Origin of the sequence: Colwellia sp. TT2012 (genome assembly GCF_001440345.1) — a bacterium.
Taxonomy (GTDB): Bacteria; Pseudomonadota; Gammaproteobacteria; order Enterobacterales; family Alteromonadaceae; genus Colwellia.
The window spans coordinates 21,937-47,880 of record NZ_LJYX01000019.1 but is presented as its reverse complement, the minus strand read 5'-3'; the positions used below and the strand labels follow the sequence as shown (position 1 = coordinate 47,880).

The window sequence follows — 25,944 nt, the reverse complement described above, 5'->3', positions numbered from 1 at the left end:
AACTATCGTCATTCCCGAAGTCTCTGATCGGGAATCCATAGTTATTAGTTAGCTGGCTTGAACAGGACAAAATACGTCCTGCATTGTCTAATCAATAGCATCCATGTCACGTTTCGACCAGACACCTCTAAGATTATAGTACTTAGCAACGGGAAAAACCTTTGTACAAAGGTTAAGCTAAAGAATTAAATATTCTATAATGCTGGCATCACTGATGCAGCCATTAAACTCTCAATTTTCATAAATAAAAAAAGCACCAATGGGAGTCATTGGTGCTTTTTTAGAATTAACTTATTAAGACATAGTTAATAAGTAATTAAGATTTTTTCTTAAATCGACGTGATGCAAAGCCAATCAGTCCTAATGCGAAAATTGCAAGTGTGGTTGGCTCAGGTATTGGTGCTGTAATAAATTGGTACGAAACTAATGTCTCACCAGACAAATTAAAGTTATAAAGCTGAGTGAAAACAGTTGGTGTCGATGCAACTCCAGTGCGAGCCTCAACTTCAGTCATTCTGTGAATACCGACGGCAAATGTATATATACCTGCGTTATAGGTTTCGTTAAGACTTTTAATCAGTCCGGTTTGTGTCTCATGTACAAGTATGTTACCGAAATCTCCAAAACTGCCTTCGAACAACGCAAAATGATAAGCCTTATTAGCAAATTTGTCATTTCCATCTGGCAAACCCGTTAATGACCAGTTAATTTCACCCGTAGCCGTTAATAAAAACTCGATATAACTAACTGATTTAGACTCAATCTCAACATTTGTTCCTGTGATTAATCCGGCATTTGCGTTGCTAGCGACTACCATTACTATGCTTAAACAAGCAACTTTCAAAAATTTAAAGTTCATTCTATATTCCTATTTCAATCCCTTTCCGAAAATGCGGCGGGTAACCCAAAAAAGATAATTTATCAATCGTAACGGTATATAAGCAAAAAACGATCCAACTAAATAATAACCTGTAATATCAGTGGTGTAGGTTGAGTGTCTTTTTTGATAATATTTATGTGTAAAATAAGCTGACACAAACATCTCGTCAACCAGTTGAGTTTGTTAGATAAAATCAACCAGTATGATTTTTTGGCTTGTCTACTACAAAAATAGACTCAAGAGCTAGCATTGTAATAACAAGATTAGATAAGTTAGCAGAATAACACGACTTAACTAGGTGAAATAGCCATTTTCAGTGCTGAAATGGCTGAAGTTTTTTATAAAAAGGTTTATTTAAACCAATCCCATATACCCAGTGAGAACCCAGGGAATAGGTCGATACCCAGCGCGGATTTTATAAGATAAAGCATCAATAACCAAGTCCCGCTGAACATATTAAAAATAGGCTAGAGAATATGGCTGTGATAGTAAGAGACATAATAATATCGCCATTGGTAAACGGGCAGTTTAAATGTGCCTCTAAAATCTACTTTATGTTTTCCCCAACCACGTGAGCCGACAGCTGTTAATAAGTGGCTTAACTGCTCATCGGTAAAACTGTTGGCTACCTCTTCAGGCATTCTTGATAACAATTTTATAATCGCCGGTTGATTAGATGTTTTTTTTAGACTTTCTCGCTACTATAAATTGAATTTCAGCAATGGAATCCAAGAGACTTTACCCATGATAAACATCGTAGCGTTGATGATCGTCAAGCTAACCTTTACTTCTTGCGCGAGCTATCTGGCCGTAAAGCACGTATTAAAGAAAAATTGGCTAAGAAATGGAAATATTTCTTATACCTTTTTCTGTAAACAAAGTTTTAAAAAAGCCTGAATAATTCGTTATTCAGGCTTTTTTGTGTTTATTCAGGCGCATTTAAACTCCTATCTTGAGGTGGTTTGGGTATAATACCGTATTATTTTAAGGGATAATAAAAGTTAACCGATGACTCTCTATCATTTTTTCAATTTACTTAAAAATCATAAATTACCTTTATTAGTCGCTATTGCATTAATGGTGGTCGAAAGTTTAGTGAGTTTATCTGTACCTTGGTTTGCGGGGAAATTTTCAGAGTCAATTCTTGATGACAAAACTATATTTAACCTCAGTTATATTCAAATTGCGCTTATTTGGTTGTCTTTCTTTGTTTTGCAAGCATTGTTGAGGTTCTTATCAACTTACAAAGTAAACTTTATTGGCGCAAAAATGCTCACCGAACTAAGTTGTCGCTTGTATGATCACATTCAACGATTACCTGTTAAATACTTCACTAACACCAAAAAGGGTGAAACATTAGCACTGTTAAGTAACGATGTTACCATTATCAGCTATTTCCTTTCTGGTGTACTCACCGGCTTAGTGCCAGCCTTACTCATTTCATTTGGTGCGCTAATTTTAATGGCATCAATCAATATTACTATTACCTTAATCATCATATTAATGGTGCCTGCATTTTTTGTGGTGTTAAAACTACTTGGTAGAGGCATAAGGCCTATTAGTGAAAACTTAGTGCAACGACAAGCCGATTCATTGGCTATTGCGAGTGAAAATTTAAGCATCATAAAGTTAGTGAAAGCTTTCTCTCGCGAGCAAAACGAGTCTAATCGTTTTAAAGCCAATGCACATGAAATCCAAAAATTAAGAAAACAGCAATTAAAAATTCAAGCTATTCTATCGCCCGTAATTCAATTATTAGTCTCTACTGGGGTATTGATTGTAGTTGTTGTCAGTGCCATGCATTATCAGTCAGGCGATTTGACCATGCCAGACCTTATCACCTTGTTAATGTACGGTATGTTATTCGCTAGGCCAATGAGCGCTTTAGCAAACCTATACGGGCAAACACAACAAGCGCTAGGCGCATCGAATAGACTTGATCAAATCTTTAGTGCCTCTCAGGAATCGAGTAATCATTCGCATGAAGATATAACGGGCAGCGACACCACAACGGACAATGATCTTAGTGGCGTAATTTCTTTTAAAAATGTAAGTTTTAGTTATGAACCAAACGAGCAATTACTGATAAAGGTAAATATTGATATTCAGCCAAAACAAACCGTTATTATTCTTGGTCCTAATGGCACAGGTAAGTCTACTTTATTACATTTGTTAGTACGGTTTATAGAGCCAATAGCAGGACAAATAAGCATTGGCGGTAAACCTATTAGTCACTTTAATTTATCAGAGTTAAGACGTAACATAGGCCTTGTTTCACAAGACATAGCCTTGTGCAGTGGCACAGTAGCTGACAACATAGCGTTTGGTTATCCTCAAGCAAGTTTTGATGAGATAGAACAAGCAGCTAAAAAAGCAGGGGCACATCAGTTTATATCTGAGCTTGAGAATGGCTATCAAACTCAAGTAGGAGAAAATGGGGTGTTACTTTCAGGCGGGCAACGGCAACGAATTTCATTTGCTCGAGCACTGATGACTGATCCTAAGATTTTGCTGTTAGACGAGCCTACCTCAATGTTCGACAGTGAAGCAATGGCTGACTTTAAACACCGGTTTTATGAAGTTTTAAAAAACAAAACTGTTATTATGGTCAGCCATGAACCAAGCTTGGCTGATATTGCAGATCAAGTTTTCATAATGAAAGATCATCAATTAATAGCCAGACCAATAACCAAAATGAATACAAAGGAAGTAATGTCAAATGAGTCAAGTTAGCTACCAATTAGCTGAAGATGTACTTTTCCAAAAAGTAGCAGAAGAAACGGTAATCTTAGAGCCCGAAACAGGGGAGTATTACACCCTTAATGCTATTGCTACTTTTATGGTAGAGCAACTTCAACAAGGCTATGCTAAAAGTAAAGTTATTGACTTAGTGCTGGAAAAATATCAAGTGAGCAAGGCTGAAGTTAGCCAAGATATAGAAGAGCTACTGGCTCAAATGCTCAAGCAGGGATTATTAGTTAGCGTTGACAGTAAAGTTGATAGTAATCATGGCTAGTTTAGCTAAACTCGGTAAATTTACTCTTAAAGAGTTAGGGCTGTTACTCGAAGCATGGTTTACTTTTGTAAAGTGGGACTTATTAATTTCATTTACAGAGTACGACAATTGGCGGAATCAAATAAGCCTCTCAGCAAACAGCAACGACGCCAATGTAAACCTAAGTGATGCGACACAAGTTAAACAAATCAAGCTAATTATTAAACTGAGTGAAATTTCAGCTCGCTTTCAGCTAAGAAAAATGAACTGCTTGCGTAGATGTATATCACAACAGCAAATACTTAAAAAGCGAGGTTTCAGTGCTCAAATGCACATAGGAGTCCGCTTCGAAAAAGAAAAATTACTCGCCCATGTTTGGCTAACGGTTCAAGGAAAAATCATTAATGACAGTGAAGCAGTAACGAGCCGTTATAGTGAATTAAAAGTAAATAATGAGCAAGTTATACTAAATACTCTTAAATAACATTTACGCGTAGGTCGATGCTTGCCTCGATGGCTATATACAATGAGTTTGAAACCATAGCTGTGTCAAAATTGCATATAACATGTCTACATTTAAGTAGCTGTCTGGATTATTAACAACCGCATCAAATTCACTTAATAAAACGGTATTATTCACTAGGCCTAAATCTTGTAAACCTGAATGAGATAATAGTTTACGTAACTCAACCTTATTAGCCCGAATCAAATTAGCAAAGTGGTGATCAAACACTACTTTGTGTTTATTCCAGCAAACTGATGCAGGTAAATATGCTTGCATAGTTTGCCTTAACAGCCACTTAGGATAAGCTCCCTGGATAAGAAGCTTTTCTGGAATGGCAAAACTGAACTTGACAATATCAGCATCAAAAAAGGGATGACGAACATCAATACCGTAATCACTTGCCACTTTTTGATATGAACGCATAGCATTGTAGGTCGATGTAGTGTTTAAACCATGATATCTAGCATGCTTCGCCGGATCAAAGCTTGCCGAGAAAGGGTTGGTAAAAAGTTGATTTTCAGCTGACACATTCATTAAAGCTTGAGGCGATAACCACGGAGGGCATTCGTTAGTATTAATAGGCTTTTGTCTTGCTAGCTTAACTAAATTTTGAATACTACTGGGCATAAACAGTTTATATAATGAACGTGCAACAGGTTCATTTAGCTCGTTGCAAGCCTTAATGACCTCACTAATTACGCCAAACTCTCCTTTAAACAAACGAGAACGGTATGACGCGCTATGTCCCCAACAGGTTTCATCGCCGCCATTACCGGTTAACAGTACGTTTGTACCTAAGCTATGCATTAACGCTAGCTCTTGATGATACTTTGGAGAAAGAACTATTCCAGGGCTATCAAAATCAGTGGGGTATAACTGACTAAATGAACTTGATTCATACTCATCTAGGTCAATGTAATATTGGTGCTCTAAGCCAAGCGTAGAGATCATATTATTTATATTCGTGCTTTCATCACAGGTTTGGGTGTTTTTATATCGGTGAGACAAGGTATGCAATGGTTGATTTTTTCCATCCATAAATTGCTTGGCTATTGCTGTTACCGATGTTGAATCCATTCCGCCACTCATTTGACAAAAAACAGTAGGCTTTGTGGTCGAGTGTTCAGTACTGAGTCGGCTTTCAACACTTGTCTTTAGCAGTTCAAAAAAGTGAGATTTATACTGCTCAGTATCGTTATAATTAATAGAAAAATTAGGATCTATATCCCAAAACTTAGTGATTTTAACCCCTTGTTCTTCGTTGTACTCTAAGTAGTGTCCAGAAGGTAGTCTAGATATTTCATTAAACATGCAGATATTAGGGGTAGGGCGTCCAGCCAACCACTGACTAATGGCAACTTTATTTACCGTTAGCTTAATGTTAGTAATAGTTGCCAGTGTTTTTGCGTCAGAAGAAAGGTATAAAACACCGCTTAATTCAAGATAAAATAATGAACGGCTGCTGAACGGGTCTATTGCAGCACATAATTTTTGAGATTGTTCATCCCAAAATACAGTTTGAAAGTTACCTTTAATTTTCGAAAAACATGCAGCTCCCAACTTTTTATAAGTGGTAAAAAAAGCGTGCTCATCTTTTGATGAAAACTGATTTTTATTACTTAAATCAGCTTTACATATCGCGGCCAAATCATCCTTATTATCGACTCTAAAATGACCCGTTATGGGCATTGCTAAAATCTGTTTAGTCGGCTGGCTGTTATTACTAATGTTTGTCGTTTTATTTGAGTATTTAGCTAAATAAATAAAATTATTTTTATTAGGAACTTCGATTGAAGCTGACGATGAATTATCAAATAGAGTGCAAGTTAAGTTATGGTTAAATATACCATTAGCTTTATTGTGTTTATTGTGAGGGATGATAATTGCAAAAAGGTTGTCCATGTATACCTTGAGAATAAGTTAAGAGATACGTACAAATGTAAAAAATATGCACATCTTGTAATGTTTTTTGTGAATTGTCATTAAAAAGTCATCTTTAATCGGTTATGATACGGGCCATAATCTTTTTGTACAAATTAGCGTCGTTAATATTTACTGAAATAAGTGTCGAATTTCTTTACATAGACCTTGCTATTCGAAAATGAAAAACCAGCTGTAACTTGTAGTTAGTTGATATTTAAGTTTATTTGTTTTATGGCTTGATTCTTGCTTAAGGCTGGTATTGAACAGAATTTATAGTAATTGAATGGAGTATACAAATGTTGAAGAAATGGATGCTAGGGATGGTTCTTCTATCTACTAGTTTGTTTACACAAGCTACCTTGATTAATAGTAACGTTACTGGTGCTGATATGGTAGGCATAGAGATAACAGCACTTTTCGGCGATGGCACACAAGACACTCAAGTTTGGTCGGCATTTTCTTCTACATCAGGAGGCGTATCAACAAGGTCTTGGTCATTAATGCTAGATGGTAATACCTTCGGTGATTTTGATAAGAGTACGGACACCTTTTATGGTCTATGGGTATTAAAGAATTTGAGCGTTGCCGATGGAATTGTCGGACTAACGGTTAATGCAGGTATTGCTGATTTCTACTTTGATATACTGCCAGGTACTGCAACAAGTACACTGGGCTCTGAAGCGGGTCGTCCTTTTGATTCAAATGCTGGTTCAGATCTTGCGACTTTTTCAGATGTTTATAGTAGCCCAGATTTGTTTGGTATTATGGGAATTGCAGGTTTTAATCTAAATATTAAAGAACAGTTGGAATTTTTAACTGACACCGACAGAGCTGAAATACCAGAGCCGTCAACAATGTTTACTTTTGCCTTAGGCCTTATCGCATTAACCAGTTTACGTAAAAAATCTTCAGGGAAGTGATTGAAATGAACAACAAATGTAAAAACACCCAACAACAATCTGTTGCGAGTAAAGCGGTTTACACTAAACCGGTATTGAAAAGTGCCGGTAGTTTAGCTGACTTAACTCAAGGTTTTGCTGGAAGCATTCCAGACGAGCAAGGTGGTCACACCAAACGGAACCCTTTCCAAGGTTAAATTGTTTATATTTCATCGCCTCTATTAGCGTAGGGGCATGGAATACTATAAAAAATTTCTAATGAATAATTTATTTAAATTACCACTTCACGGTGTTTTCTGTGTGCCTTTTTGTGGGGCTAATAAACAGGAGTTACCGCTTGAAATTACCTTGAGTTTTTCTCATTTTACTGTTGATGAAACGTTGAAACCAATATGGTCGATGATAGACGAAGGTGAACGTTATCATAGTGAAGTTAGTTTATATAAAGCGACTTCAAATGAACCTTATTTAGATTCAGATGGTTTTGCTGCCAATAAGAGCGTAGACGCTAGCTATTATTTGAATATTAATTGCCAAGGAACTGGTTCATTTAAAGTATCAAAAACTAATATAACCATAGACTGGCAAGCTCAAGGTACCGGAGCGGATCATTATTTTCAAACCTTAGCGCTTGCCTTAAATTTAGAATTAAACAACGTACTTTGTATTCATGCAAACGTGTTAGCTTATCAAGATAAGGCTATCGCCTTTGTTGCTCCCAGTAGAACGGGTAAAACAACATTAACAGCAGCATTAAGCCAACAAGGCTTTGGGTTAATGACCGACGACATGATGGCATTACATTATGACGACGAAAAAAATGACTATACCGTTTACCCTAGTTGGCCAGTGGCAAGAATGTGGCCAGACTCGTTAGCAGAGTTAGTAGGGGAAAACAGCGTAGCATGTGAAAAGGTACATGAAAACTTTGCTAAACGCATTGTCACCATGAATAACAACAGCATAGATAACAGCAGCACCAATAACGAAAATATTAGTTTTAACTTTTGCGCTGAGCCTAAAAAATTAAAAGTAATATATTTGTTACAAAGGCATGAAACAATAACTGCACAAAGTGACAAGGAAGCCTTTTGTACTATAAGCGACATACCAGCCGCACAAGCAGTCATTATTTTACTGCAAAATAGTATATTAGGAAGTGCATATAGCGCACTAGGAATAGAAGGTAAACGGGTAGTAGCCCTAGCCAAGCTATTAAATAATATAAATTTTAAACAGCTTAGCTATTCAAGTGGTAAAAAAAACTTGTTTAACGTAGCTGAAAAAATCAAGCAAGACATCAACTTGTAAATTACCAACATAACAAGAAGACAACAATCACAGTTACAGGTATTAGGGTAAGTAAAGTAGTTATGGCTATTTCAATAGCTGCTTATTAACTGTGAAAAAGGGTATAAAGAAAAATTATGGTTAAAAGTACAGGGTTAATCAGAAGTAGCGCCAATACGTTTGCAATATTTTATCGTTTAGTTGACTTTATAATCATCCAAGCCGTGTTGGTTCTCTCATTGTTGGGTTACGGTCTTGCTTATAGCCAGCAATATTTTGTTATTGCACTCATCGCTTCCCTTGCTTTTTTTCTCGCTTCAGAATCCTTTGCATTATATCGCTCTTGGCGCGCCGGCTCTTTTAAAGAAATAATGTTTTATTGTTTTATTTCTTGGGCAATCAGCGCTATTGCTGTATTGATCTTCTTAGTCTTCTCTAAAATCAGTGAAGACTTTTCTCGGATTACCCTGGCCATTTGGTTTGTATTCACCTTTATCAGTTTGGTGACTTGGCGTTATATCTTTGCGCTGTTTCTTGCCTATATACGTAAAAAAGGCCATAACACCCGCAGTATCGCTATTTTAGGCTTAACAGCAAGTACTCGAGCTTTAGTGAGTGAAATATTACAGCAACCCGAAACAGGTTTTAGAGTGGCGGCTATTTTTGAAGACCGCGAAAAAGACCGAGTAGACTCGACTTATCATCACTTACTTGAAGGTACTATTGCCGATGGGGTTGAGCGTGCTAAAAACAATGAATTTGACAAAGTTTATATCGGTTTACCGACCATAGCACAAGAGCGACTATCAAAAATATTACATCAATTAGGCAATACCACCGCTAATGTTGAATTAGTGCCTGATAAATTTATGCATAGCATCATTAACGCTTCTATTAACCATGTCGGTGAAATACAAACCGTTAGTATCTTTGAAAACCCAATGCAAGGCGCAGCCACCATATTAAAGCGTATTGAAGACCTAGTGCTTTCTACTATTATCCTTTTGTTAATTGCTATACCGATGCTAGTGATTGCGGTGGCTATTAAGCGTACCTCTCGTGGCCCCGTATTGTTTAAACAAGACCGCTACGGCTTAGACGGTAAAAAAATTAAAGTGTGGAAATTTCGCTCAATGACAGTTGCCGAAAACGGCGCTAAAGTTGTGCAAGCAACCAAAGGAGATGCCCGTATTACCCCGTTGGGTGCTTTTTTACGCCGCACCTCGTTAGATGAACTACCACAGTTTTTTAATGTATTGAAAGGTGATATGTCGGTAGTAGGGCCAAGGCCTCACGCGGTAGCGCATAACGAACAATATCGTAAAGAAATCAGTTTTTACATGCTGCGCCATAAAGTAAAACCAGGCATTACCGGCTGGGCACAAGTTAATGGTTGGCGCGGTGAAACCGACACCCTAGAAAAAATGGAAATGCGCATTAAATTTGATATTGAATATATGCGACGTTGGTCATTATGGTTCGACTTTAAAATAGTATTATTTACTATTTTTAGATCGTTCAATGATAAAAATGCTTATTAATGGCAATGCTTATGACAGAAATGAATTTTTGTGGCGGTAATGGATTATTAGTATGCCGATAAAGGCCATGGCATATTCATCGCTCGATTTTGTAAAAAAGCACAATGAAAGCTATTTTCAATTGCTGCGCTTAGCACGAGTCAGTGAAGGTGTAGACAGTGATGTTATTGATCGAAAGAAAGCCATTACGATACTTAATCAATTGCCTTTCTTTCATGAAGAACATAAGCAAAAAGTGCATAAACGCTTAATACCGCTGCTTAATGATAAAGCGCATAAGTTAGCTATTTTTAATGCCTTATCTGCGGAAAGTCAAAAGATATTAATGCTTGGTACGCAACAAGGCATAGTGACCGAGTTAGCGAGTAAAAAGCAGCTGAATAATATAATTGCAGCATTGTCTGAAGATAATATTCCGCTAATTTTACTAAAAGGGGCTGCCTTTGCTGAGGTATTATATAGCCCACAAGCGCCAAGACCATCAAATGACTTAGACATACTTATTCAAAAGCAGCATTGGCATAAAGCAGTTGCACTGATTAAAACATTGATGAAATATACAGAAAAAGCGCAAGCAGATGTATTTGGCGATTTATATGAACTGTCTTTTATACCTAAAGGAAAAATAGGCGCGGCAGTTGATTTACATGCGTCATTGATAAATCCATTGTTATTTAATATTGATGAAGTGCAACTCTGGCAAGAGAGTGTTGAGCATCCCAGTTTTAATAATCAGCTGGTTAGAATGTTATCGCCAGAGCATGCCTTAATTCATCAAGCGCTTCATGCCTATAAAGATATGGATTTTTGTAAATATAATTTAGTAGACAGCCATGAAATAATTAATGCTCAGCAAGCAGACATTAAACAAACCATAGTAATAGCCAAACAATGGGGCGTAAGTACCGCCTTATTTGTACTATTGAAAAATTGCACTGAGATCATGGGCACTAATCTTGATAATAAGAGCAAGAGCAAGAACAAGAACAACAGTGAGCGTAACGGCGACTTACTACAACAGATAAAACCAAACCTTATAATGTATAAAATAATGGTTAAATTACTAAAGTCACGGTTTACACAACCGATAGGAAACACAAAGCCCTTAAGGTATAGAGTAAACCAAATAATTGCCCAGTTTGTTTTTTCAGGCAGTGTTTTAAGGCCGTTAGCCTTACAGTGGTTATATGTGAAATCAGCATTAAAAAAACGATTGAGCAATGACTGACACATTATTTTTGAGGCTAAAGGTACGTCATCTTCGAAGTTACTAGTCGAAGATCCAGTTTTAGTTACTAGAGTAATGAATTTTTATAGTTTTATTACATTCAAAAAAGGTAATAAAACTATAAACATTTAAAAAATCTTTCATTAAATGAAAGCACGCATAAAAAATTATGGACAATGACAATGACCAATAAAATCACCACAGCAGTAATCCCGGTAGCCGGGCTTGGCACACGCATGTTACCTGCCACCAAAGCTATACCCAAAGAAATGCTTAGCGTAGTTGATAAACCATTAATTCAATACGTAGTGGAAGAAGCCGCAGCCGCGGGCATTAAAAATATAGTTTTAGTAACTCACTCAAGTAAAAATGCCATTGAAAATCATTTTGACAAAAGTTTTGAACTTGAAGCTCAGCTTGAAAAACGGGTTAAACGCTCACTGCTAGCAGAAGTGCGCAGCATTACGCCAAAAGGCACCAACGTTATTTCGGTTAGGCAATCTAACGCCTTAGGTTTAGGCCATGCCATTTTATGCGCTAGACCTATTATTGGCGACAATCCTTTTGTTGTTATGCTGCCCGATGTATTGATCGACAAATACCATTCCGATTTAAAGAAAGACAACCTAACCCAAATGGTACAAAGGTTTGAACAAACTAATATTAGCCAAGTAATGGTTGAAGAAGTACCCGAGCAAGAGGTAAGTAATTACGGTGTGGTCGACATTAACGGCGTACAACTTAAAGCGTCTGAATTTGCCACCATCACCAACATGGTTGAAAAGCCAAGTTTAGACGAAGCACCGTCAAATTTAGCAATAACGGGTCGTTATGTACTTTCAAGCAAGATATGGGATTTACTTGCCTTTACCCCCCCAGGTGCTGGCGACGAAATTCAACTTACCGATGCTATGCATCAGTTGCTTTTGCTTGAAAAAATGGAAGCTTACAAAATTGTTGGTCGCAGTCATGATTGTGGTAATAAACTCGGTTACTTGCAAGCGAATATAGAATATTCGTTACTTGACCCTGTGTTGGGTGAAGGTTTGAGAGCGTTTTTGAAAACAGTCGATTTATCTAATCGTTAATTTTAAGGGCTTTGTTTTTTGAGTAAATTTAAAATTGATAACCTAAAGCATTATGCTACAACTAGTTTTGGTGTAATGCTAGCACAGCTAGTTTCGTTTTTTAGTGTACCTTTTATTGCGAAATTAAGTGGCGCTGACATATACGGTCAATATAGTTATTTGCTGTCTATCACAGCTGTATTGAGTGTTTTTGTCTCGCTCCGTTTAGAATTTACCGTATTTAATATTAGTGACACAAGATTTAGACTTTTAGACTCGATCTTTAGCAAGCTAACTTTCTGCACTGCTTTTATTCTGTCGTTGTTGGCATTTGTGATTGCTGGCGATAGTGCAACTAATCCAATAATGGTATTCCTCGCATTTTTTGCCATGTTATATGCTACCGCTAATTTTGAATTCACTATCCAGAAAAATATAAAGCAGGGTCTGTTTAGTACAAATGCCTTAACAAGAATAAGCAGAGCGGTATTTTTTCCAATAATTTTTTATGTTTTGTTTTTATTGGTAGAGTTATCGCCTTTTATTATCATGTTGGCTTTTGCTTTAGCCAATATACTACCAGTTAAGCTTTTCAATAAAAAATCTGTAAACAGCGTTTCAGAAGATGGGGTTGTTAGCGATAGCAAACAAGTAGTGATCAGTGCAAAAAGTGTAATTAAATATTTAATTCCTGCTCATTTGTTAAATCGATATAGCGGGGGCATGTTTTTAATTATAGTCGGTACGTTACTTGATGATAACACTGCTTTAGCTTATTACAGTCTAGCGGTAAAATTTGTTATTGCACCTGCGGTGATCATAGTGGCGGCGGTTGCCGACGTGATTAAAAGAGAAATACTTGTTTCTCCGAAAAGAGCTCTAGTTAATTATGGGAAAATATCTGTGTTGTCTGGCTTAGCTGTGAGCCTTTACATTTTAGGTGTGATTTTTCTGGGTGCACCAGTAATTACTTTTGCTATGGGGGAAGAGTGGCTACCGGCAGTAAACTTTGCTATTGCTTTAACGCCTTATTTATTAGCTTTGGTTGTTTTTTCTCCGATCACTTATGTCTACGTTATCTTTGATAAACAAAAATACGATTATTATTGGCAATTATTTAATGCCGGTTTTGTTACGCTATTTCTATGGCTCGGCTTACAGCAAACGTTATTAACAGGGGTATGGTATTTTTCAATTGCCTCTGCTTTTTCTCTTACTATATCAGCATCTATATGTATTTATTTTACCTATACCACAAACGAAATTAAGGTGAAGTATGATGTTGCTTAATATCTTAGCTCCATTTAGAAAAGCATATTATATAGTTCCATTTTTTATGTTTTTTAATTTTATTTTTGTTGGGTTAATTTCTAGTTATTTAGAAGTAAGTCAAGTTTATTGGCTAGGTGCTATGGTGCCATTGTTATTATTGTTATGCCCTAATAAAGCCCCACTATTTAGTGATAATATACAGCTGTTTTTATTTTTTTGGTTAGTGTATTTAGGGTTTAACTGGCTATTTTTAACCGGAGGCTCGTTAAAGGCGATAGCTATTAAAGATTATGTTATACCCTCAATCGCTATGTTAATTGCATCGAGAATTATTTTAACTCAGGTGCAACTTGCTGCTTTATATAAACTGATCAGATTCATAGTTTTAATTCAATTACCCTTTGTTATTAGCCAGTTTTTTATCACAGCAAGAGCCTCTACCGCTAGAACATTTGATTGGGATTTAATCTCAGGTACTTTTGGCTTTAATCCTCAAGGTGGCGGTGGTAATAGTGCAGGTTTATTACTTTTTTTATGTTTTTATTGCACGATGGCAGTCAAAAAAATAAGGTTAAAAAAAGGGACCTACATAGATGTTTTAGCTATTTTGTCTTGTCTTGCCAGTGTATTCATGATGGAAACAAAAATAGTTGTTGTATTAGTGATATTTATTGTTATATCAATACTTGAACCAAAAGAATTTTTTAAGCCAAAAATAATTTTAGGTTCATCGTTATTTATTACCATATTCATTGCAGTTTTAGTTACTAATTACAATAGTAATTTTTCAACGGGAAGTCGAGAAGGTCGATCTGTCGTTGAATATATTTCTAATATATCAGAGAGTTACTCTCAAGAAGATTTAATCGATTATTCAACGGGTGAAGTTAGTCGGCAAGCAGCAATAGATATCTGGTTTGCTAATAATGTTAAACAGGGGATTAGTTTAAATACCTTATTTGGTTACGGATTAACGTCTTCTAAATTTGCTAACGCTAATAATATTGAAGCTGTTGTTTTTGCTTCGCCAATCAATTTTGCTGCATCTCAATTGACGATATATCTTTGGGATGTTGGACTATTCGGAGTATTAATTCTAGCTTTATTTTTATGTTATCTATTCATCAAATTATTTAAACGTAAAACAATTCACCTTTATGATACAGCTTTTAAATCAGGTGGTTTGTTTTTAATACAAGCATGTATGCTCTTTCCTTTTTATTCAAATACTATGCATATCAACTCTGTTACTTTTTCAATTTTTATACTCCTACTATTGTGTACGGGTTCACAACGTAAGGAGGTAGTTACTTGATGAAAAAAAAATTAACAATTATTTGTACTTCTCAATTTGGTTATTTAATCGATACTTATTATTACGCTCTTCATTTAAAAGGTGAGTATGACATTAGGTATATATGCATTAACGCAGGAAAACCACTCATTGAAGAGGAAGGCATTGAAATTATAAACATCAATATAGATAAAAATGGTGCTCTTAAGTGGCTAGATTTTGTTAAACATATCAAACCATTTTTAAAAGAGCGTGATGATTTAGTGTTTGTAAAATATTTTCGTTTTTGTTCTTTGTTACGAACTGTAGTTCCCAAAAAATGCTTCATTATGGATGTAAGAACGGGGTCGATTGACCCTAAGTGGTTTAGCCGAATGTTGTTTAATAAAACGCTAAAATTTGAAAGTTATTTTGCACAAAAAATTAATGTAATTTCCGATTCGTTAGGTAAGTTATTAAAACTTAAAAATTACAACGTGGTTGGTTTAGGCTCGCCAGAGTTTACAACGGATTATAAAACATTTGATACGATAAGATTGCTGTATGTTGGCACTTTATCGAATCGAAAAATAACAGATACCTTAGTGGGTTTAAAAAAACACCTAGACCAAAACCACGACCATATTATTGAAAGTTATGACATTGTAGGTGATGGCTATATCAATGAAGTTGCTGATTTAAAAAGCTTAGTTACCTCTTTAGGTTTATCTGAATTAGTTAAGGTTCATGGACGAATCCCACATAACCAACTTACCCCCTTTTTTGAGCGTTGTAATATTGGGGTGTCTTACGTACCAAAAACTACTTACTACGATGTGCAACCTGTAACTAAAGCATTAGAATATATTGCAAATGGTATGTTTGTTATAGGAACTTCGACAACAGAACAGATAAAAATTTTAAATCAATACAATGGTGAATTGTGTGAAGATAACCCGCAAGCTTTTGCTGAAGCTTTATCTAGAGTGACTAATCAACGGCATAAACTAGATTCTGATTTTATTCGAAAAAATACAACGACAAAAACATGGAACGAAATATCGTCCCATTTAAAATTAATAATAGAAAGTTAAGGAACATTAATGCCAAATGCAATCATTTTTTACCGTATAGCTCGTTGGCTCTATATAAAGAGAATACCTCTATTACCAAAGTTATTTCAGTTGTTAATTTTTTTACTTTATAACTGTAGAGTACCTTATAAAGCCAGTATAGATAAAGGTAGCTTCTTTGTGGTTAAAGGCTTAGGGGTTTCTCTTCATGATAATACTATCATTGGTCAAAACTGTACCATTGGCATTGGTTGTAAAACGGTAGGTAAAGGGCCATTTAAAAAAGTTCCTAATATAGGTGATAACGTTTTTTTAGGTCCTGGGTGCGTGATTGTTGGTCCGGTGATTATCGAAGATGACGTTATTGTTGCACCTAATGCTGTCGTTACCAAAAGCGTGCCTAAAGGCTCTATTGTAGGTGGTATTCCAGCCAAGATTCTAGGTTCAGTTTATGACCTAGATTACGACATCACTAAAAATGATTCTTATGATGAAAGTACAGCCGAATATATGAGAATAAAATGATTTTTTGCGGATGCTAAAATAAAACTATTTCATAAATTATATTTAAGGAAGTTTAGACTTTTTATTTTTTGGATTAATAAACCAAAAATGGTTTTATCCCTCCTCTTTGATAGGTTTAATTGACACCCTAAGAACAAATATATAACAAAACAACACCTTTAGGTAATGAAAAATGTCAATGCCTTACTATCTAAGAGAATTTAATGTTTACAATTAAGAAGTTTAAGTTATTATTCCGATTTTTATTACTCGATGTATTTTTACTTAATAGTCGAATAAAGATACTTAGATCTCGGGATAAATTAGCTTCAGAAGAAATGAACTCTTTGCAAAATGAACTTTTATTAAAATCTATACTTAAGGCAAAGAAAATATTACCTGCTTATAGGGAATTAGAAGTTCCTGCTGATAGTTCTGAAATTAAAGAGTTTATTAGAAATAATTGTACTGTAATAACAAAAAACGATTTATTAAAAAATCGTGCACTATATTATCCTAATGGTGGCAAGGCTCACTTTTTACAAATAGTTGGAAAGTCTAGTGGTACAACAGGAACACCTTTAGAGATATACAGGTCTTTAAATTCCATCTTATGGGAAAACTCATTTGTTAAAAGACATTGGCAGAGCGTCTGCAACGTCAAAATGGTTAAAAGAGCTACCTTAAGAGGTGATAATATTATTAGTGTCACCCAAGAGAAAGCCCCTTATTGGGTATATAACGATGTTGACAATCAACTTCTATTATCTTCTAGACATTTAAGCAAAGATACATGTAAAGATTTCATTGCTGTAATCAATCATTTTAATCCCGATATATTACAAGCTTACCCATCAACGGCTTTTCAACTTGCTCAATACGCTAGTACTAACAAAATAGTCATTAAAATACCGTATGTTTTTACCGCTTCTGAAATGCTCTATCCATACCAAAGAGAAGTAATAGAAAATACGATTGGTCAAGTTTGTGATTTTTATGGCATGGCTGAGAGAATTGCAATGGCAACAGAATGTCGTTTCAAAAATCTACACGTCAACAGTGACTATTCTTATGTGGAAATATTAGATGAGAATGATAATCCAACTGATGATGTAGGTTTTGTTGTAGGTACAACATTGCACAATCATGTAATGCCTCTTATACGTTATAAACTATCTGATCGCACAAAGTGGAAAAAAGGTCCTTGCGAATGTGGCTCTAACTATCCGATGATAGAACCAATATCTGGTAAGTTTGAAGATATTATTTATGACATTGATAATACGCCTATTAGCCCTTCATTAATCACTTTCGCTTTTAAAGGTGTTAGCAATATAGAAAAATCACAAGTTGTACAAACAACTACTGAACAATGGGAAATAAGAATAGTCCCTTCTGACAACTATAGACCAAGTGATGGTGATCAAATAATCAATAATTTGAACAAATATGTCAGTAAAAAAATAAACGCTGAAGTAATAATAGTGAGCGACATTGCTAGAACAAAAGCAGGTAAGTATCGGTGGGTACTAAATGAAACAACGAATAAAACAGAAGAATGATAACTCATTATAACTTAGATGATTTTATTCAAAAATGGTTTTGAATAATGACAAAATATTCATTTCAAGGTAAATAGATTCTAATGATTGATATTTTATATATAGGCCCTTTTAAAACAAAAGATACAATAGTGGGCGGGTATGCTGAAGCAAATGAAAGGATAGTAAGAGCCTTAAAAGGACGGGATGTAAATATCTCTAAAGCGCCGTATAACAGTGCAAGTGGTGGGGTATCCAAAAATTCTTGGTTATATCATCTATAAGTTGAATATATTAATAAAGTTAGTACTTTCCATTGGAAAGGGCTTAAGAGAACGGTTAGGTAATGATATTAATATTGGTTTTCAAAAGTTAATGAAGTACCGAGAACTAAAGCTGGACAATTTTGTTCTGTTATCAGAAATAAGGATATCGTAAGTATTTAAAATGATTAATTTAATGGTAGGTACAAACGTGAGTGGCCGTGGCGGTATTGCCACGGTATTACAAGTGATTAAAGAAAGTCACTTTTTTGAACAATCGAACACCTTATTACTCGCTTCTCATAAGTCGGCTAAACTTCCCGCCGGTATTGATCGGCTCTATGTCTTTATCAGTGTATTAGTTAAAGTCGTTTATTATGGCTTGTTTTATAAGCTAGGTGTTGTACATGTTCATATGGCCTCACGGGGCAGTTATACCCGTAAGGCTATGATATTACGTCTAGCCAGAAAGTTCGGCGCTAAAACAATTATTCATTTACATGGCGCTGAATTTGAAACGTTTTACAATAAAGAATGCTCTAAAGATAAACAACAACATATCCGCGATACTTTTAATATGGCTGATAAGGTTATTGTCTTATCAAGTCAGTGGTTAACATGGGTTAATAGCATTGTTGATGACAGTAATAAAACTTGTGTGGTTTACAATGCGGTGCCAGAAATTACTCTTCCAGTTAAAAAATCAAAACAGCCTATTATTCTTTTCTTAGGTCGTTTAGGTCAGCGCAAAGGTGTTGAAGATTTAATTAACGCTTTTGCTAACATTACTGATAAGTTTCCTAGCGCTGAGTTGCACCTTGGGGGCGATGGTGATCTTGCTAAATACCAAGCACAAGCCAAGGCATTAGGTATTGAAAAGCGAGTAGTTTTTCTTGGTTGGGTCGCTGGCGATAAAAAAAATCAATGTTTGGCTGATGCCACTATTTATTGTTTACCCAGTTATAACGAAGGTTTCCCAATGGGGGTTTTAGAGGCAATGTCGGCAGGAGTAGCTGTGGTAGCCTCTACCGCAGGTGGCATTCCTGATGCGATTACTGATAAAGAAGAGGGACTGTTAATTGAAGCGGGTGATGTTGATGCTTTAGCTGATGCACTAACCTCGCTGTTAGCCGATGATAATATCAGAGTAAAATATGCCAACGCGGCGAAACAAAAATATCAACATAACTTTAGCCCTGCGGTAATTATTCCACAGTTAAAAGACATCTATAAAGAACTACTGGAAGCAAAGTAATGAAACCGACAGTATTAACAATTTCTAAAGATGTATTAGTAGACTCTCAATATAATGATTACGCTGGCCAAGATCCCTTTGATAGTTTAAATAGCAAACTATTCACTACTTTCCCTAAACTTAAAACAGGACTTTTTGGTTTAGCTTGGACACAATTAAACAAGCGCAGTATTGTCAATGTAAGATCCTTTCTTGGCGTACCTGCTATGCGGAACCCAAAAGGTATCGGCTTATTTATTTTAGGGTTGTTGGAAGATTATCAGCGCACACAAGAAGCGTATTACTTAACAGAAGCGACTAAGTTAGCTGACTGGTTATTAACGCAACAAAGCGATATTAATGTATGGCAACATGCTTGTTGGGGTTATCATTTTGATTGGAACGCCCGTGCTTTTTATGTACCTAAAGGTAAACCTAATGTTATTACCACTATTTATGTGGCGCAGGCGCTTTATGCGTTAAGTGAAGTTACTGGTGACGAAAAATACCGTATCCCAGCTTTAGATGCCGCGCATTTTATTGTTAAAACCTTATATTGTCAGCATGATGGTCGTGAGTTTTTTGCTTATATTCCCGGTGAAACTGCTTTTGTCCACAATGCTAGTTTATGGGGCGCTGCTTGGGTAGGTTTTGTTGCCAATATTACCGATAATGCGGAATATAAAAACCTGGCGTTAAAAGTGGCTCGGCAATCAGTAACAGAGCAGGGCGACGATGGCTCTTGGGTTTATGGCTCGCGTCATCATCATCAATTTATTGACGGCTTTCACACGGGGTATAACCTCGAAGCGTTACATGTACTGCGTGGTGCTTTAAATGTAACCGAATTTGATAGCGCAATAGAAAAGGGGCTTAGTTATTACAAAGAACACTTATTTGAAGAAGACGGCACGGCAAAATATTATCATAACAATCGCTATCCGCTTGATATGCACTGTGTTTCGCAAGCTATTTTTACCTTGTTAAAAGTAGGTGGTACAGCCGAAGACGTACAACTCGCTGAAAAAATCATTAGCAAAGCAATTGATTCTTTATATATGCCTAATAAAAAACGTTTTGTTTATCAAAAACATAAAAATTTCACCAATAAAATCAATTACATTCGCTGGACCCAAGCATGGGTTTATTATTCGTTTGCCTATTTTAATAACTTTACTGCTCAACAAAGCCCAAAAGATCAAAACATAGTTGAGCCTAAAATAGAGCAGCAAGAAACAGCAGTACAACAAGCATGGAGCTAGGAATTAAATGGCCAGAATAGAATTTTTAGGCGCGCCAATGGACAGTTTATCCATGAGTGAAAGTGTTGCGCATATAGAAGATAAATTGCTAAACGGCGAGTTTATGCAACATGTGGTGGTTAATGTTGCCAAGTTAGTACATATGCAAACCGATAGCGTATTAGCTGATTCAGTTAAAGCCTGCGATATGATCAATATTGATGGTATGGGCGTGGTATTAGGTGCACGTTTTTGTGGCCATAAAGTAACAGAACGCGTTGCCGGTGTAGATTTATTTCATCAGTTAATGGCGATGAGTGCCAAACGTGATTTTCCGGTGTTTCTGCTCGGTGCTAAAGAAGATGTTGTCGCCAAAACCGCTGAAAAAGTTCAGGCCTTATATCCGCAGTTAACCTTGGCTGGTTTTCATCATGGTTATTTCTTTAATGAAGAGGGGCATGATGAAGCCGCCGTGGTACAAATGATTAAAGACTCTGGTGCCAAATTACTTTTTGTTGCCATCACTTCGCCGAAAAAAGAAAACTTTATTAACAAGTGGCAAGACAAGCTTGGCGTCGATTTCGTTATGGGTGTGGGTGGCACTTTTGATGTCGTTGCCGGTAAAGTTAAGCGTGCGCCAGTGTGGATGCAGAACAATGGCTTAGAGTGGCTGTATCGGATAATTCAAGAGCCGGGCAGAATGTGGAAACGTTATTTAGTTACCAATAGTAAATTTGCTGCCTTGCTGATTAAAGAACGCTTTTTTACTAAGAAATAATATTTGCTAAGAAATTATAAATAATAACAGTTAACCTGAGTCAGGTTAACGTATTGCACTTTCGATTTTAGCTGTCAGCTGTGAATTATCAGTAAAGCACTTAACGACAAAAATTAATTAAACTTTATGTTAGGAAAATAAATGAAAATCGGCATTATTGTAGGAACAAGGCCTGAAATAATTAAAATGGCTCCGGTGATCCGTGAATGTGAAAAGCGAGGCATCTCGTTTTTTATTATTCACTCTAATCAACATTACTCAAAAGATATGGATAGTATCTTTTTTGATGAGTTACATTTACCAGCACCTCATTATAACCTCGGCGTAGGCTCAGGTTTACACAGTAATCAAACGGGTAACATTTTAATTAAAATGGAACCAATACTGTTAGCTGAAAAACCGGATGTGGTTTTAGTGCAAGGTGATACTAATACGGTGTTAGCGGGCGCGTTAGCGGCTTCAAAACTTGGTATAAAAGTAGGTCACATTGAAGCCGGTTTACGTAGTTACGACCGCACTATGCCGGAAGAAACTAACCGTATTTTAACCGACCACATGAGTGAGTACTTGTTTGCGGTTGGCCCTAACCAGCATGCGATTTTAGTAAAAGAAGGTATACCGAACAGCCGAATTTATACTGTTGGTAATACTGTCTCGGACTCATTATTTCAAAATTTAGAAATATCCGCACAAAAAAGTACCATTTTAAAAGATCTTGATTTAACTGCGGGTGACTACTTTTTAGTGACAGCTCACCGAGCATCAAACGTAGATGTAAAAGCTAATCTTATGGAGTTACTGCACTTATTTGATGAAATGCATGTAAATTATACCGGTAAAATAGTGTGGCCAATTCACCCAAGAACTCAATCAAGACTCCAAGAGTTTGACATAAAAGTACCTGATTATTTACAACTTATTCCGCCCGTAGGTTATTTGGACTTTATTCAATTACAAAAGCACGCTAAATTAATTTTAACCGATTCTGGTGGTATACAAGAAGAAGCCTGTTTATTAGGTGTGCCAAGCCTGACACTCAGAGAGAATACTGAGCGACCTGAAGCCGTTGAAGTTGGCGCAAGTGAACTTGTTGGTCGTGATGCAGAAAAAGCCGTTAAGGCGGCGAAAAAATGGTTAAGTCGTGATAACTATACCTGGGACAACCCTTTTGGTGATGGCCATGTCGCTGAAGCCATTATTGATGTTTTATTTGATGAGAACAGTACGGCGTTAGAGCGGCCTATTGTTGCTAAGAACCAAACTATTGCTGTGGTTGGCATGGGTTATATGGGTTTACCAATAGCCAGTTTACTCGCGCAAGCAGGTTACCGCGTTACCGGTGTTGATTTAAATAAAGAAAAAGTTGCGGCAATAAACCGCGCAGAGTGTCCCTTTGATGAAATTGGCTTGCCGGAACTTATTACTAAAGTGGTCTCTCAGGGGTATTTAGTTGCCACGACAGAAATTCCTTCAAGTGATACTTATTTAGTGGCGGTACCGACACCACATAAAGATAATCGTTGTGATCGTAGTTATGTATTTAGTGCTACCGATGCCATTGCTAAAGTGGCTAAAAGCGGACAAACCGTGATTATTGAGTCAACTATTTCACCGCAAACAAGTATGGCTGTTGCTAAACGCTTTGCTGATGCAGGTTTAAACGTGGATGTAGTGCATTGCCCTGAGCGTGCTATTCCCGGCGCAACCTTAGATGAATTAGTTAATAACGACCGTATCATTGGTGCAAGTAATGCTGTTGCTCAGCAAAAGGTTAAAGCCATTTATCAAAGTTTCGTTAAAGGTGAGATTTTCTTAACCGACTTAACCACTGCGGAGTGTATTAAACTAGTAGAAAATACTTCTCGTGATGTTGGTATTGCCTTTGCCAATGAACTATCACAAGTATGTGAAGAGCTAGAGGTTGATGTTTATGAAGTGGTGCGCCTTGCTAACCGTCACCCGAGAGTTAATGTATTAACCCCTGGCCCAGGTGTTGGAGGTCATTGTATTCCGATTGACCCTTGGTTTTTAGTTGAAAATACTAAAGCTGGTGATTTTGTTCGTATGGCGCGTGCTATTAATGATAAAAGACCCATTGAAATAGCCAACAAAATTATTAGCCAAGCTAGAACGAGTGAAAGTCAAAAAATTGGTATTTTAGGTGTTGCCTATAAACCTAATGTTGATGATTGTCGTGAAACGCCAGCAGAGCCATTGGTGCATGCATTACAACAGGCAGGCCTTGAGGTTAAGTACCATGACCCTTATGTTCCTCAGTGGTCAGTAGCGCGTATTAACGAAGTTGATGAGTTATTCGCCTGGGCAGATATTGTGGTCTTGGTAACAGGTCATAACTGTTATAAAGAGTTAAAGGCGAGTGACTCATTAATAGATACCTGCGGCCTATTACGTTAGCCGTTATTTTATAAAAACACGCAGGATTTAAAACTTAATGAAACCCTCTATTTATAGAGGGTTTTTTATTCGTTAAATTTATTGTTTTTATGTTTTAGGGGGCGGACTCAACTTTTTGTACTGCTCTTCGAGTAGATAACATAGTGAAGCAGTTGCGCTGTTATGGTCAGTAGTAATAGCGCTTGTACCATAACACCACCTACACCACGGCCTTCATTTACGCCGTATAACCTATCTAGTTGCAGTATGGAAAATCCTGCGCTTGTCGCCATTAAATTTGTGATGGCTATTCCGCTGAAAACTATAATAGGCGGATAGATGATAATAAATATAATCATTTTTTTTGTTGAATGTGAAAGATTATCAGTGATAGACATTACAAATACACACGCAGGCACTAATAGCCCAGAAAGTAGGCTAAGTATTAGGAATAAAGGAGTATTAGTAAATAAGAGTGGCAATAAACTTACAAAAACAAAAGCAATGCTTGTTATGGCACTTACACCTAGAAGTAACTCGTTGTTTTTTTGTGAGTAATGGCTAAGTATCAGCACTAAAAGGCCACTACTACACAGTAATAAACAGAGTTCAAAAAAACCGAAGTTTTGCTTGTTCATCATTAATCTTGTAATTAATAATATGCTAAGTAAGAAAAGCGTACTTATTAACATAGCAATGGATGAATTTGTTATTGATAACTTATTTGTTAAAGGCTTTAGACAGACCGCAGTAAACGCTCCCAAAATTATACTTAGAGTATTGGCTATAACATCCCAATATTGACTGGATCTACTTTTCAAAAATAATTGTGAAAACTCAATAAATAAACTGAAAATAAAGCCGATAGCCGTATATTTAACTATGTCTATTGGTTTTACTTTATCGCTGGCAAGTGTGAGAAAAAAACCTATTGGGAATAATAAAAATAGATTTTCGAACATATCAAATGTATTGATTGTCCATGTAAATACACCATTTGTAGCAAAGTCAAAATTGTAGGGAGATAAAGTTATAGTCGTTATAATAATGAAAAAATAAAAGGCCCAGGTAGAAAATAAATTGCTGAGGTTGTTTTTTTTTAATTGTTTTCTTCTTTGAGCTGGAATGTTCATTGCTTCAGCCTTGCTTTCATTGGTATAGCCCATTCTCGGTGAGCCTCAGGTTGACTTTAATCCTATTGGGACATTTATTGATATTTATTATTGTGGAGCAACATGTTGGGGGTTAAGTTAACTAGTGTACTTGCTTGTTGCTCTCCCACTATCGCTTTAGCGTGTTCATAACCCGCTTGTAAATCAGGCGTTCTTCCTTTCAAATTATGACAGTCAGAGGCAATGGCGCTAACTTTTCCATCAATGAGTAATTGTTCTGACCACTGTTGCACATCTGCGCCAAACTTGCCGGTAAGGCTGCTAGCGGTAATTTGAATGGGGCAGCCTAAATCTGTGAACACTGTTAGCTTTTCAGGGTGAGTTAGAAAGGTTCGGTTGCGCTCCGGGTGTACTATTACCGGTAAACAGTTTTTAGAGAGTAACCATCTCACCATGTTGTCACTGCCGAAGGGAATATCGTTTCTTGGGAACTCTAGTAGAAACGTTTTTTGCCCTTGATATTCGCCAAGCCAAGGAACTTGCTTGTTATTTACTAATGCCATTATTTCAGGGCCTATGCGCAGCTCGGCAGCCAAAAGAAGTTTTATGGAAATGTTAGCTTCATCTACTTGCTGTTGAAATTGGCTAAATTTTTGCTCTATACCTTGTTTGGTATTATCAAAGCGTCCCATGTGAATATGCGGGGTTAATACTTGTGTAGTCACCCCTTGGTCGATAGCCATGCGCAGCATATCTAGCGCTTCGGCAAGGGTGCGTGCACCGTCGTCGATACCGGGTAATATATGGCTGTGAATGTCGATCATGCCTGTATGCCTTTATAAAGTTAACTGAAACTATCGTCAATGCGCTGTTTTAACCGAGGAACTTATAACTGCCGACAAGATTCCGTATAAGAGACTTAGAGAATGAC

General features: G+C 36.5%; 25 protein-coding genes. 20 read left to right on the top strand and 5 right to left on the bottom strand.

Annotated elements, in window-relative coordinates:
- Positions 1-316 precede the first annotated feature (316 nt).
- Both ASU03_RS21545 and ASU03_RS21950 read right to left on the bottom strand, forming a co-directional pair.
- The gene (locus tag ASU03_RS21545) at positions 317-859 is read right to left on the bottom strand and encodes a PEP-CTERM sorting domain-containing protein (protein ID WP_057832349.1); all 543 of its coding nucleotides are present in this window, start codon (positions 857-859) and stop codon (positions 317-319) included.
- Between the two features lie 488 nt (positions 860-1,347).
- Positions 1,348-1,521, bottom strand: a complete 174-nt coding sequence (locus ASU03_RS21950; RefSeq protein ID WP_331456671.1) for a hypothetical protein — start codon at positions 1,519-1,521, stop codon at positions 1,348-1,350.
- A gap of 66 nt (positions 1,522-1,587) precedes the next feature.
- On the opposite strand from ASU03_RS21950, the gene ASU03_RS21815 reads away from it, so the two are divergent.
- From ASU03_RS21815 to ASU03_RS13585, 4 genes are all read left to right on the top strand, one after another.
- Positions 1,588-1,755, top strand: coding sequence for a 50S ribosomal protein L19 (locus tag ASU03_RS21815; protein WP_269433028.1), 168 nt, complete (start codon positions 1,588-1,590; stop codon positions 1,753-1,755).
- Between the two features lie 133 nt (positions 1,756-1,888).
- The gene (locus ASU03_RS13595) at positions 1,889-3,613 is read left to right on the top strand and encodes an ABC transporter ATP-binding protein (protein WP_057832348.1); all 1,725 of its coding nucleotides are present in this window, start codon (positions 1,889-1,891) and stop codon (positions 3,611-3,613) included.
- Entirely contained in the window at positions 3,600-3,896 is a 297-nt protein-coding gene (locus ASU03_RS13590) for a PqqD family protein (protein WP_057832347.1), read from the top strand. Before ASU03_RS13595 ends, ASU03_RS13590 begins: the two co-directional genes overlap by 14 nt.
- Positions 3,889-4,359, top strand: coding sequence for a lasso peptide biosynthesis B2 protein (locus tag ASU03_RS13585; protein ID WP_057832346.1), 471 nt, complete (start codon positions 3,889-3,891; stop codon positions 4,357-4,359). Before ASU03_RS13590 ends, ASU03_RS13585 begins: the two co-directional genes overlap by 8 nt.
- A gap of 33 nt (positions 4,360-4,392) precedes the next feature.
- Here the strand turns inward: ASU03_RS13585 and ASU03_RS13580 are convergent, their stop codons facing one another.
- Positions 4,393-6,282 (bottom strand): asparagine synthase-related protein, encoded by a 1,890-nt coding sequence (locus tag ASU03_RS13580; RefSeq protein WP_057832345.1) that lies wholly within the window; start codon positions 6,280-6,282, stop codon positions 4,393-4,395.
- Positions 6,283-6,623: 341 nt separating this feature from the next.
- On the opposite strand from ASU03_RS13580, the gene ASU03_RS13575 reads away from it, so the two are divergent.
- From ASU03_RS13575 to wecB, 16 genes are all read left to right on the top strand, one after another.
- Positions 6,624-7,223: a PEP-CTERM sorting domain-containing protein gene (locus ASU03_RS13575; RefSeq protein ID WP_057832344.1), complete on the top strand. Its 600-nt coding sequence runs from the start codon at positions 6,624-6,626 to the stop codon at positions 7,221-7,223.
- A gap of 5 nt (positions 7,224-7,228) precedes the next feature.
- Positions 7,229-7,399 carry a lasso RiPP family leader peptide-containing protein gene (locus ASU03_RS20780; RefSeq protein ID WP_157465905.1) on the top strand — a complete coding sequence of 57 codons (171 nt, stop codon included), beginning with the start codon at positions 7,229-7,231 and terminating at the stop codon, positions 7,397-7,399.
- Between the two features lie 61 nt (positions 7,400-7,460).
- Positions 7,461-8,513, top strand: coding sequence for a hypothetical protein (locus tag ASU03_RS13570; protein ID WP_057832343.1), 1,053 nt, complete (start codon positions 7,461-7,463; stop codon positions 8,511-8,513).
- A gap of 116 nt (positions 8,514-8,629) precedes the next feature.
- Positions 8,630-10,033 carry an undecaprenyl-phosphate glucose phosphotransferase gene (locus tag ASU03_RS13565; RefSeq protein ID WP_057832342.1) on the top strand — a complete coding sequence of 468 codons (1,404 nt, stop codon included), beginning with the start codon at positions 8,630-8,632 and terminating at the stop codon, positions 10,031-10,033.
- Between the two features lie 52 nt (positions 10,034-10,085).
- On the top strand, positions 10,086-11,261 hold the full coding sequence (locus ASU03_RS13560; protein WP_057832341.1) for a nucleotidyltransferase family protein: 1,176 nt from the start codon (positions 10,086-10,088) through the stop codon (positions 11,259-11,261).
- Between the two features lie 182 nt (positions 11,262-11,443).
- Positions 11,444-12,349, top strand: a complete 906-nt coding sequence (gene galU, locus ASU03_RS13555; protein ID WP_057832340.1) for a UTP--glucose-1-phosphate uridylyltransferase GalU — start codon at positions 11,444-11,446, stop codon at positions 12,347-12,349.
- A gap of 18 nt (positions 12,350-12,367) precedes the next feature.
- Entirely contained in the window at positions 12,368-13,618 is a 1,251-nt protein-coding gene (locus tag ASU03_RS13550; protein WP_057832339.1) for a lipopolysaccharide biosynthesis protein, read from the top strand.
- On the top strand, positions 13,605-14,915 hold the full coding sequence (locus ASU03_RS13545; protein ID WP_157465904.1) for a hypothetical protein: 1,311 nt from the start codon (positions 13,605-13,607) through the stop codon (positions 14,913-14,915). The genes ASU03_RS13550 and ASU03_RS13545 overlap by 14 nt, the downstream gene beginning before the upstream one ends.
- Entirely contained in the window at positions 14,915-15,967 is a 1,053-nt protein-coding gene (locus ASU03_RS13540) for a glycosyltransferase (RefSeq protein ID WP_057832337.1), read from the top strand. Before ASU03_RS13545 ends, ASU03_RS13540 begins: the two co-directional genes overlap by 1 nt.
- Positions 15,968-15,976: 9 nt before the next feature.
- Positions 15,977-16,471, top strand: a complete 495-nt coding sequence (locus ASU03_RS13535) for a serine O-acetyltransferase (RefSeq protein WP_057832336.1) — start codon at positions 15,977-15,979, stop codon at positions 16,469-16,471.
- 203 nt (positions 16,472-16,674) lie between these two features.
- Complete coding sequence (locus ASU03_RS13530) at positions 16,675-18,012, top strand: phenylacetate--CoA ligase family protein (protein WP_057832335.1); 1,338 nt, start codon at positions 16,675-16,677, stop codon at positions 18,010-18,012.
- Between the two features lie 83 nt (positions 18,013-18,095).
- Complete coding sequence (locus ASU03_RS13525; protein WP_057832334.1) at positions 18,096-18,275, top strand: hypothetical protein; 180 nt, start codon at positions 18,096-18,098, stop codon at positions 18,273-18,275.
- Between the two features lie 163 nt (positions 18,276-18,438).
- A complete protein-coding gene (locus tag ASU03_RS13520) occupies positions 18,439-19,509 on the top strand; it encodes a glycosyltransferase family 4 protein (protein WP_197411257.1) in 1,071 nt (356 codons plus the stop codon).
- Positions 19,509-20,750: a hypothetical protein gene (locus tag ASU03_RS13515; RefSeq protein WP_057832333.1), complete on the top strand. Its 1,242-nt coding sequence runs from the start codon at positions 19,509-19,511 to the stop codon at positions 20,748-20,750. Before ASU03_RS13520 ends, ASU03_RS13515 begins: the two co-directional genes overlap by 1 nt.
- 7 nt (positions 20,751-20,757) lie before the next feature.
- Entirely contained in the window at positions 20,758-21,507 is a 750-nt protein-coding gene (locus ASU03_RS13510; protein WP_057832332.1) for a WecB/TagA/CpsF family glycosyltransferase, read from the top strand.
- Between the two features lie 141 nt (positions 21,508-21,648).
- The gene (gene wecB / locus ASU03_RS13505; protein ID WP_057832331.1) at positions 21,649-23,922 is read left to right on the top strand and encodes a non-hydrolyzing UDP-N-acetylglucosamine 2-epimerase; all 2,274 of its coding nucleotides are present in this window, start codon (positions 21,649-21,651) and stop codon (positions 23,920-23,922) included.
- A 107-nt stretch (positions 23,923-24,029) separates the two neighbouring features.
- On the opposite strand, the gene ASU03_RS13500 is transcribed toward wecB, so the two are convergent.
- Both ASU03_RS13500 and ASU03_RS13495 read right to left on the bottom strand, forming a co-directional pair.
- Complete coding sequence (locus tag ASU03_RS13500) at positions 24,030-25,067, bottom strand: VanZ family protein (protein WP_057832330.1); 1,038 nt, start codon at positions 25,065-25,067, stop codon at positions 24,030-24,032.
- Positions 25,068-25,108: 41 nt separating this feature from the next.
- Positions 25,109-25,837, bottom strand: coding sequence for a tyrosine-protein phosphatase (locus tag ASU03_RS13495; RefSeq protein ID WP_057832329.1), 729 nt, complete (start codon positions 25,835-25,837; stop codon positions 25,109-25,111).
- Positions 25,838-25,944: the final 107 nt, after the last annotated feature.

Excerpts from the sequence above, each read along its gene's own strand:
- ASU03_RS13590 (WP_057832347.1), top strand. The coding sequence starts at position 3,600 with ATGAGTCAAGTTAGCTACCAATTAGCTGAAGATGTACTTTTCCAAAAA.
- ASU03_RS13520 (WP_197411257.1), top strand. The coding sequence starts at position 18,439 with ATGATTAATTTAATGGTAGGTACAAACGTGAGTGGCCGTGGCGGTATT.
- ASU03_RS13560 (WP_057832341.1), top strand. The coding sequence starts at position 10,086 with ATGCCGATAAAGGCCATGGCATATTCATCGCTCGATTTTGTAAAAAAG.
- ASU03_RS13540 (WP_057832337.1), top strand. The coding sequence starts at position 14,915 with ATGAAAAAAAAATTAACAATTATTTGTACTTCTCAATTTGGTTATTTA.
- ASU03_RS13510 (WP_057832332.1), top strand. The coding sequence starts at position 20,758 with ATGGCCAGAATAGAATTTTTAGGCGCGCCAATGGACAGTTTATCCATG.
- ASU03_RS13565 (WP_057832342.1), top strand. The coding sequence starts at position 8,630 with ATGGTTAAAAGTACAGGGTTAATCAGAAGTAGCGCCAATACGTTTGCA.
- ASU03_RS13535 (WP_057832336.1), top strand. The coding sequence starts at position 15,977 with ATGCCAAATGCAATCATTTTTTACCGTATAGCTCGTTGGCTCTATATA.
- ASU03_RS13585 (WP_057832346.1), top strand. The coding sequence starts at position 3,889 with ATGGCTAGTTTAGCTAAACTCGGTAAATTTACTCTTAAAGAGTTAGGG.
- ASU03_RS21950 (WP_331456671.1), bottom strand. The coding sequence starts at position 1,521 with ATGCCTGAAGAGGTAGCCAACAGTTTTACCGATGAGCAGTTAAGCCAC.
- galU (WP_057832340.1), top strand. The coding sequence starts at position 11,444 with ATGACCAATAAAATCACCACAGCAGTAATCCCGGTAGCCGGGCTTGGC.
- ASU03_RS13575 (WP_057832344.1), top strand. The coding sequence starts at position 6,624 with ATGGTTCTTCTATCTACTAGTTTGTTTACACAAGCTACCTTGATTAAT.
- ASU03_RS20780 (WP_157465905.1), top strand. The coding sequence starts at position 7,229 with ATGAACAACAAATGTAAAAACACCCAACAACAATCTGTTGCGAGTAAA.
- ASU03_RS13570 (WP_057832343.1), top strand. The coding sequence starts at position 7,461 with ATGAATAATTTATTTAAATTACCACTTCACGGTGTTTTCTGTGTGCCT.
- ASU03_RS13595 (WP_057832348.1), top strand. The coding sequence starts at position 1,889 with ATGACTCTCTATCATTTTTTCAATTTACTTAAAAATCATAAATTACCT.
- ASU03_RS13580 (WP_057832345.1), bottom strand. The coding sequence starts at position 6,282 with ATGGACAACCTTTTTGCAATTATCATCCCTCACAATAAACACAATAAA.
- ASU03_RS13495 (WP_057832329.1), bottom strand. The coding sequence starts at position 25,837 with ATGATCGACATTCACAGCCATATATTACCCGGTATCGACGACGGTGCA.
- ASU03_RS13515 (WP_057832333.1), top strand. The coding sequence starts at position 19,509 with ATGAAACCGACAGTATTAACAATTTCTAAAGATGTATTAGTAGACTCT.
- ASU03_RS13500 (WP_057832330.1), bottom strand. The coding sequence starts at position 25,067 with ATGGGCTATACCAATGAAAGCAAGGCTGAAGCAATGAACATTCCAGCT.
- ASU03_RS13530 (WP_057832335.1), top strand. The coding sequence starts at position 16,675 with ATGTTTACAATTAAGAAGTTTAAGTTATTATTCCGATTTTTATTACTC.
- ASU03_RS13525 (WP_057832334.1), top strand. The coding sequence starts at position 18,096 with ATGATTGATATTTTATATATAGGCCCTTTTAAAACAAAAGATACAATA.
- wecB (WP_057832331.1), top strand. The coding sequence starts at position 21,649 with ATGAAAATCGGCATTATTGTAGGAACAAGGCCTGAAATAATTAAAATG.
- ASU03_RS13545 (WP_157465904.1), top strand. The coding sequence starts at position 13,605 with ATGATGTTGCTTAATATCTTAGCTCCATTTAGAAAAGCATATTATATA.
- ASU03_RS21545 (WP_057832349.1), bottom strand. The coding sequence starts at position 859 with ATGAACTTTAAATTTTTGAAAGTTGCTTGTTTAAGCATAGTAATGGTA.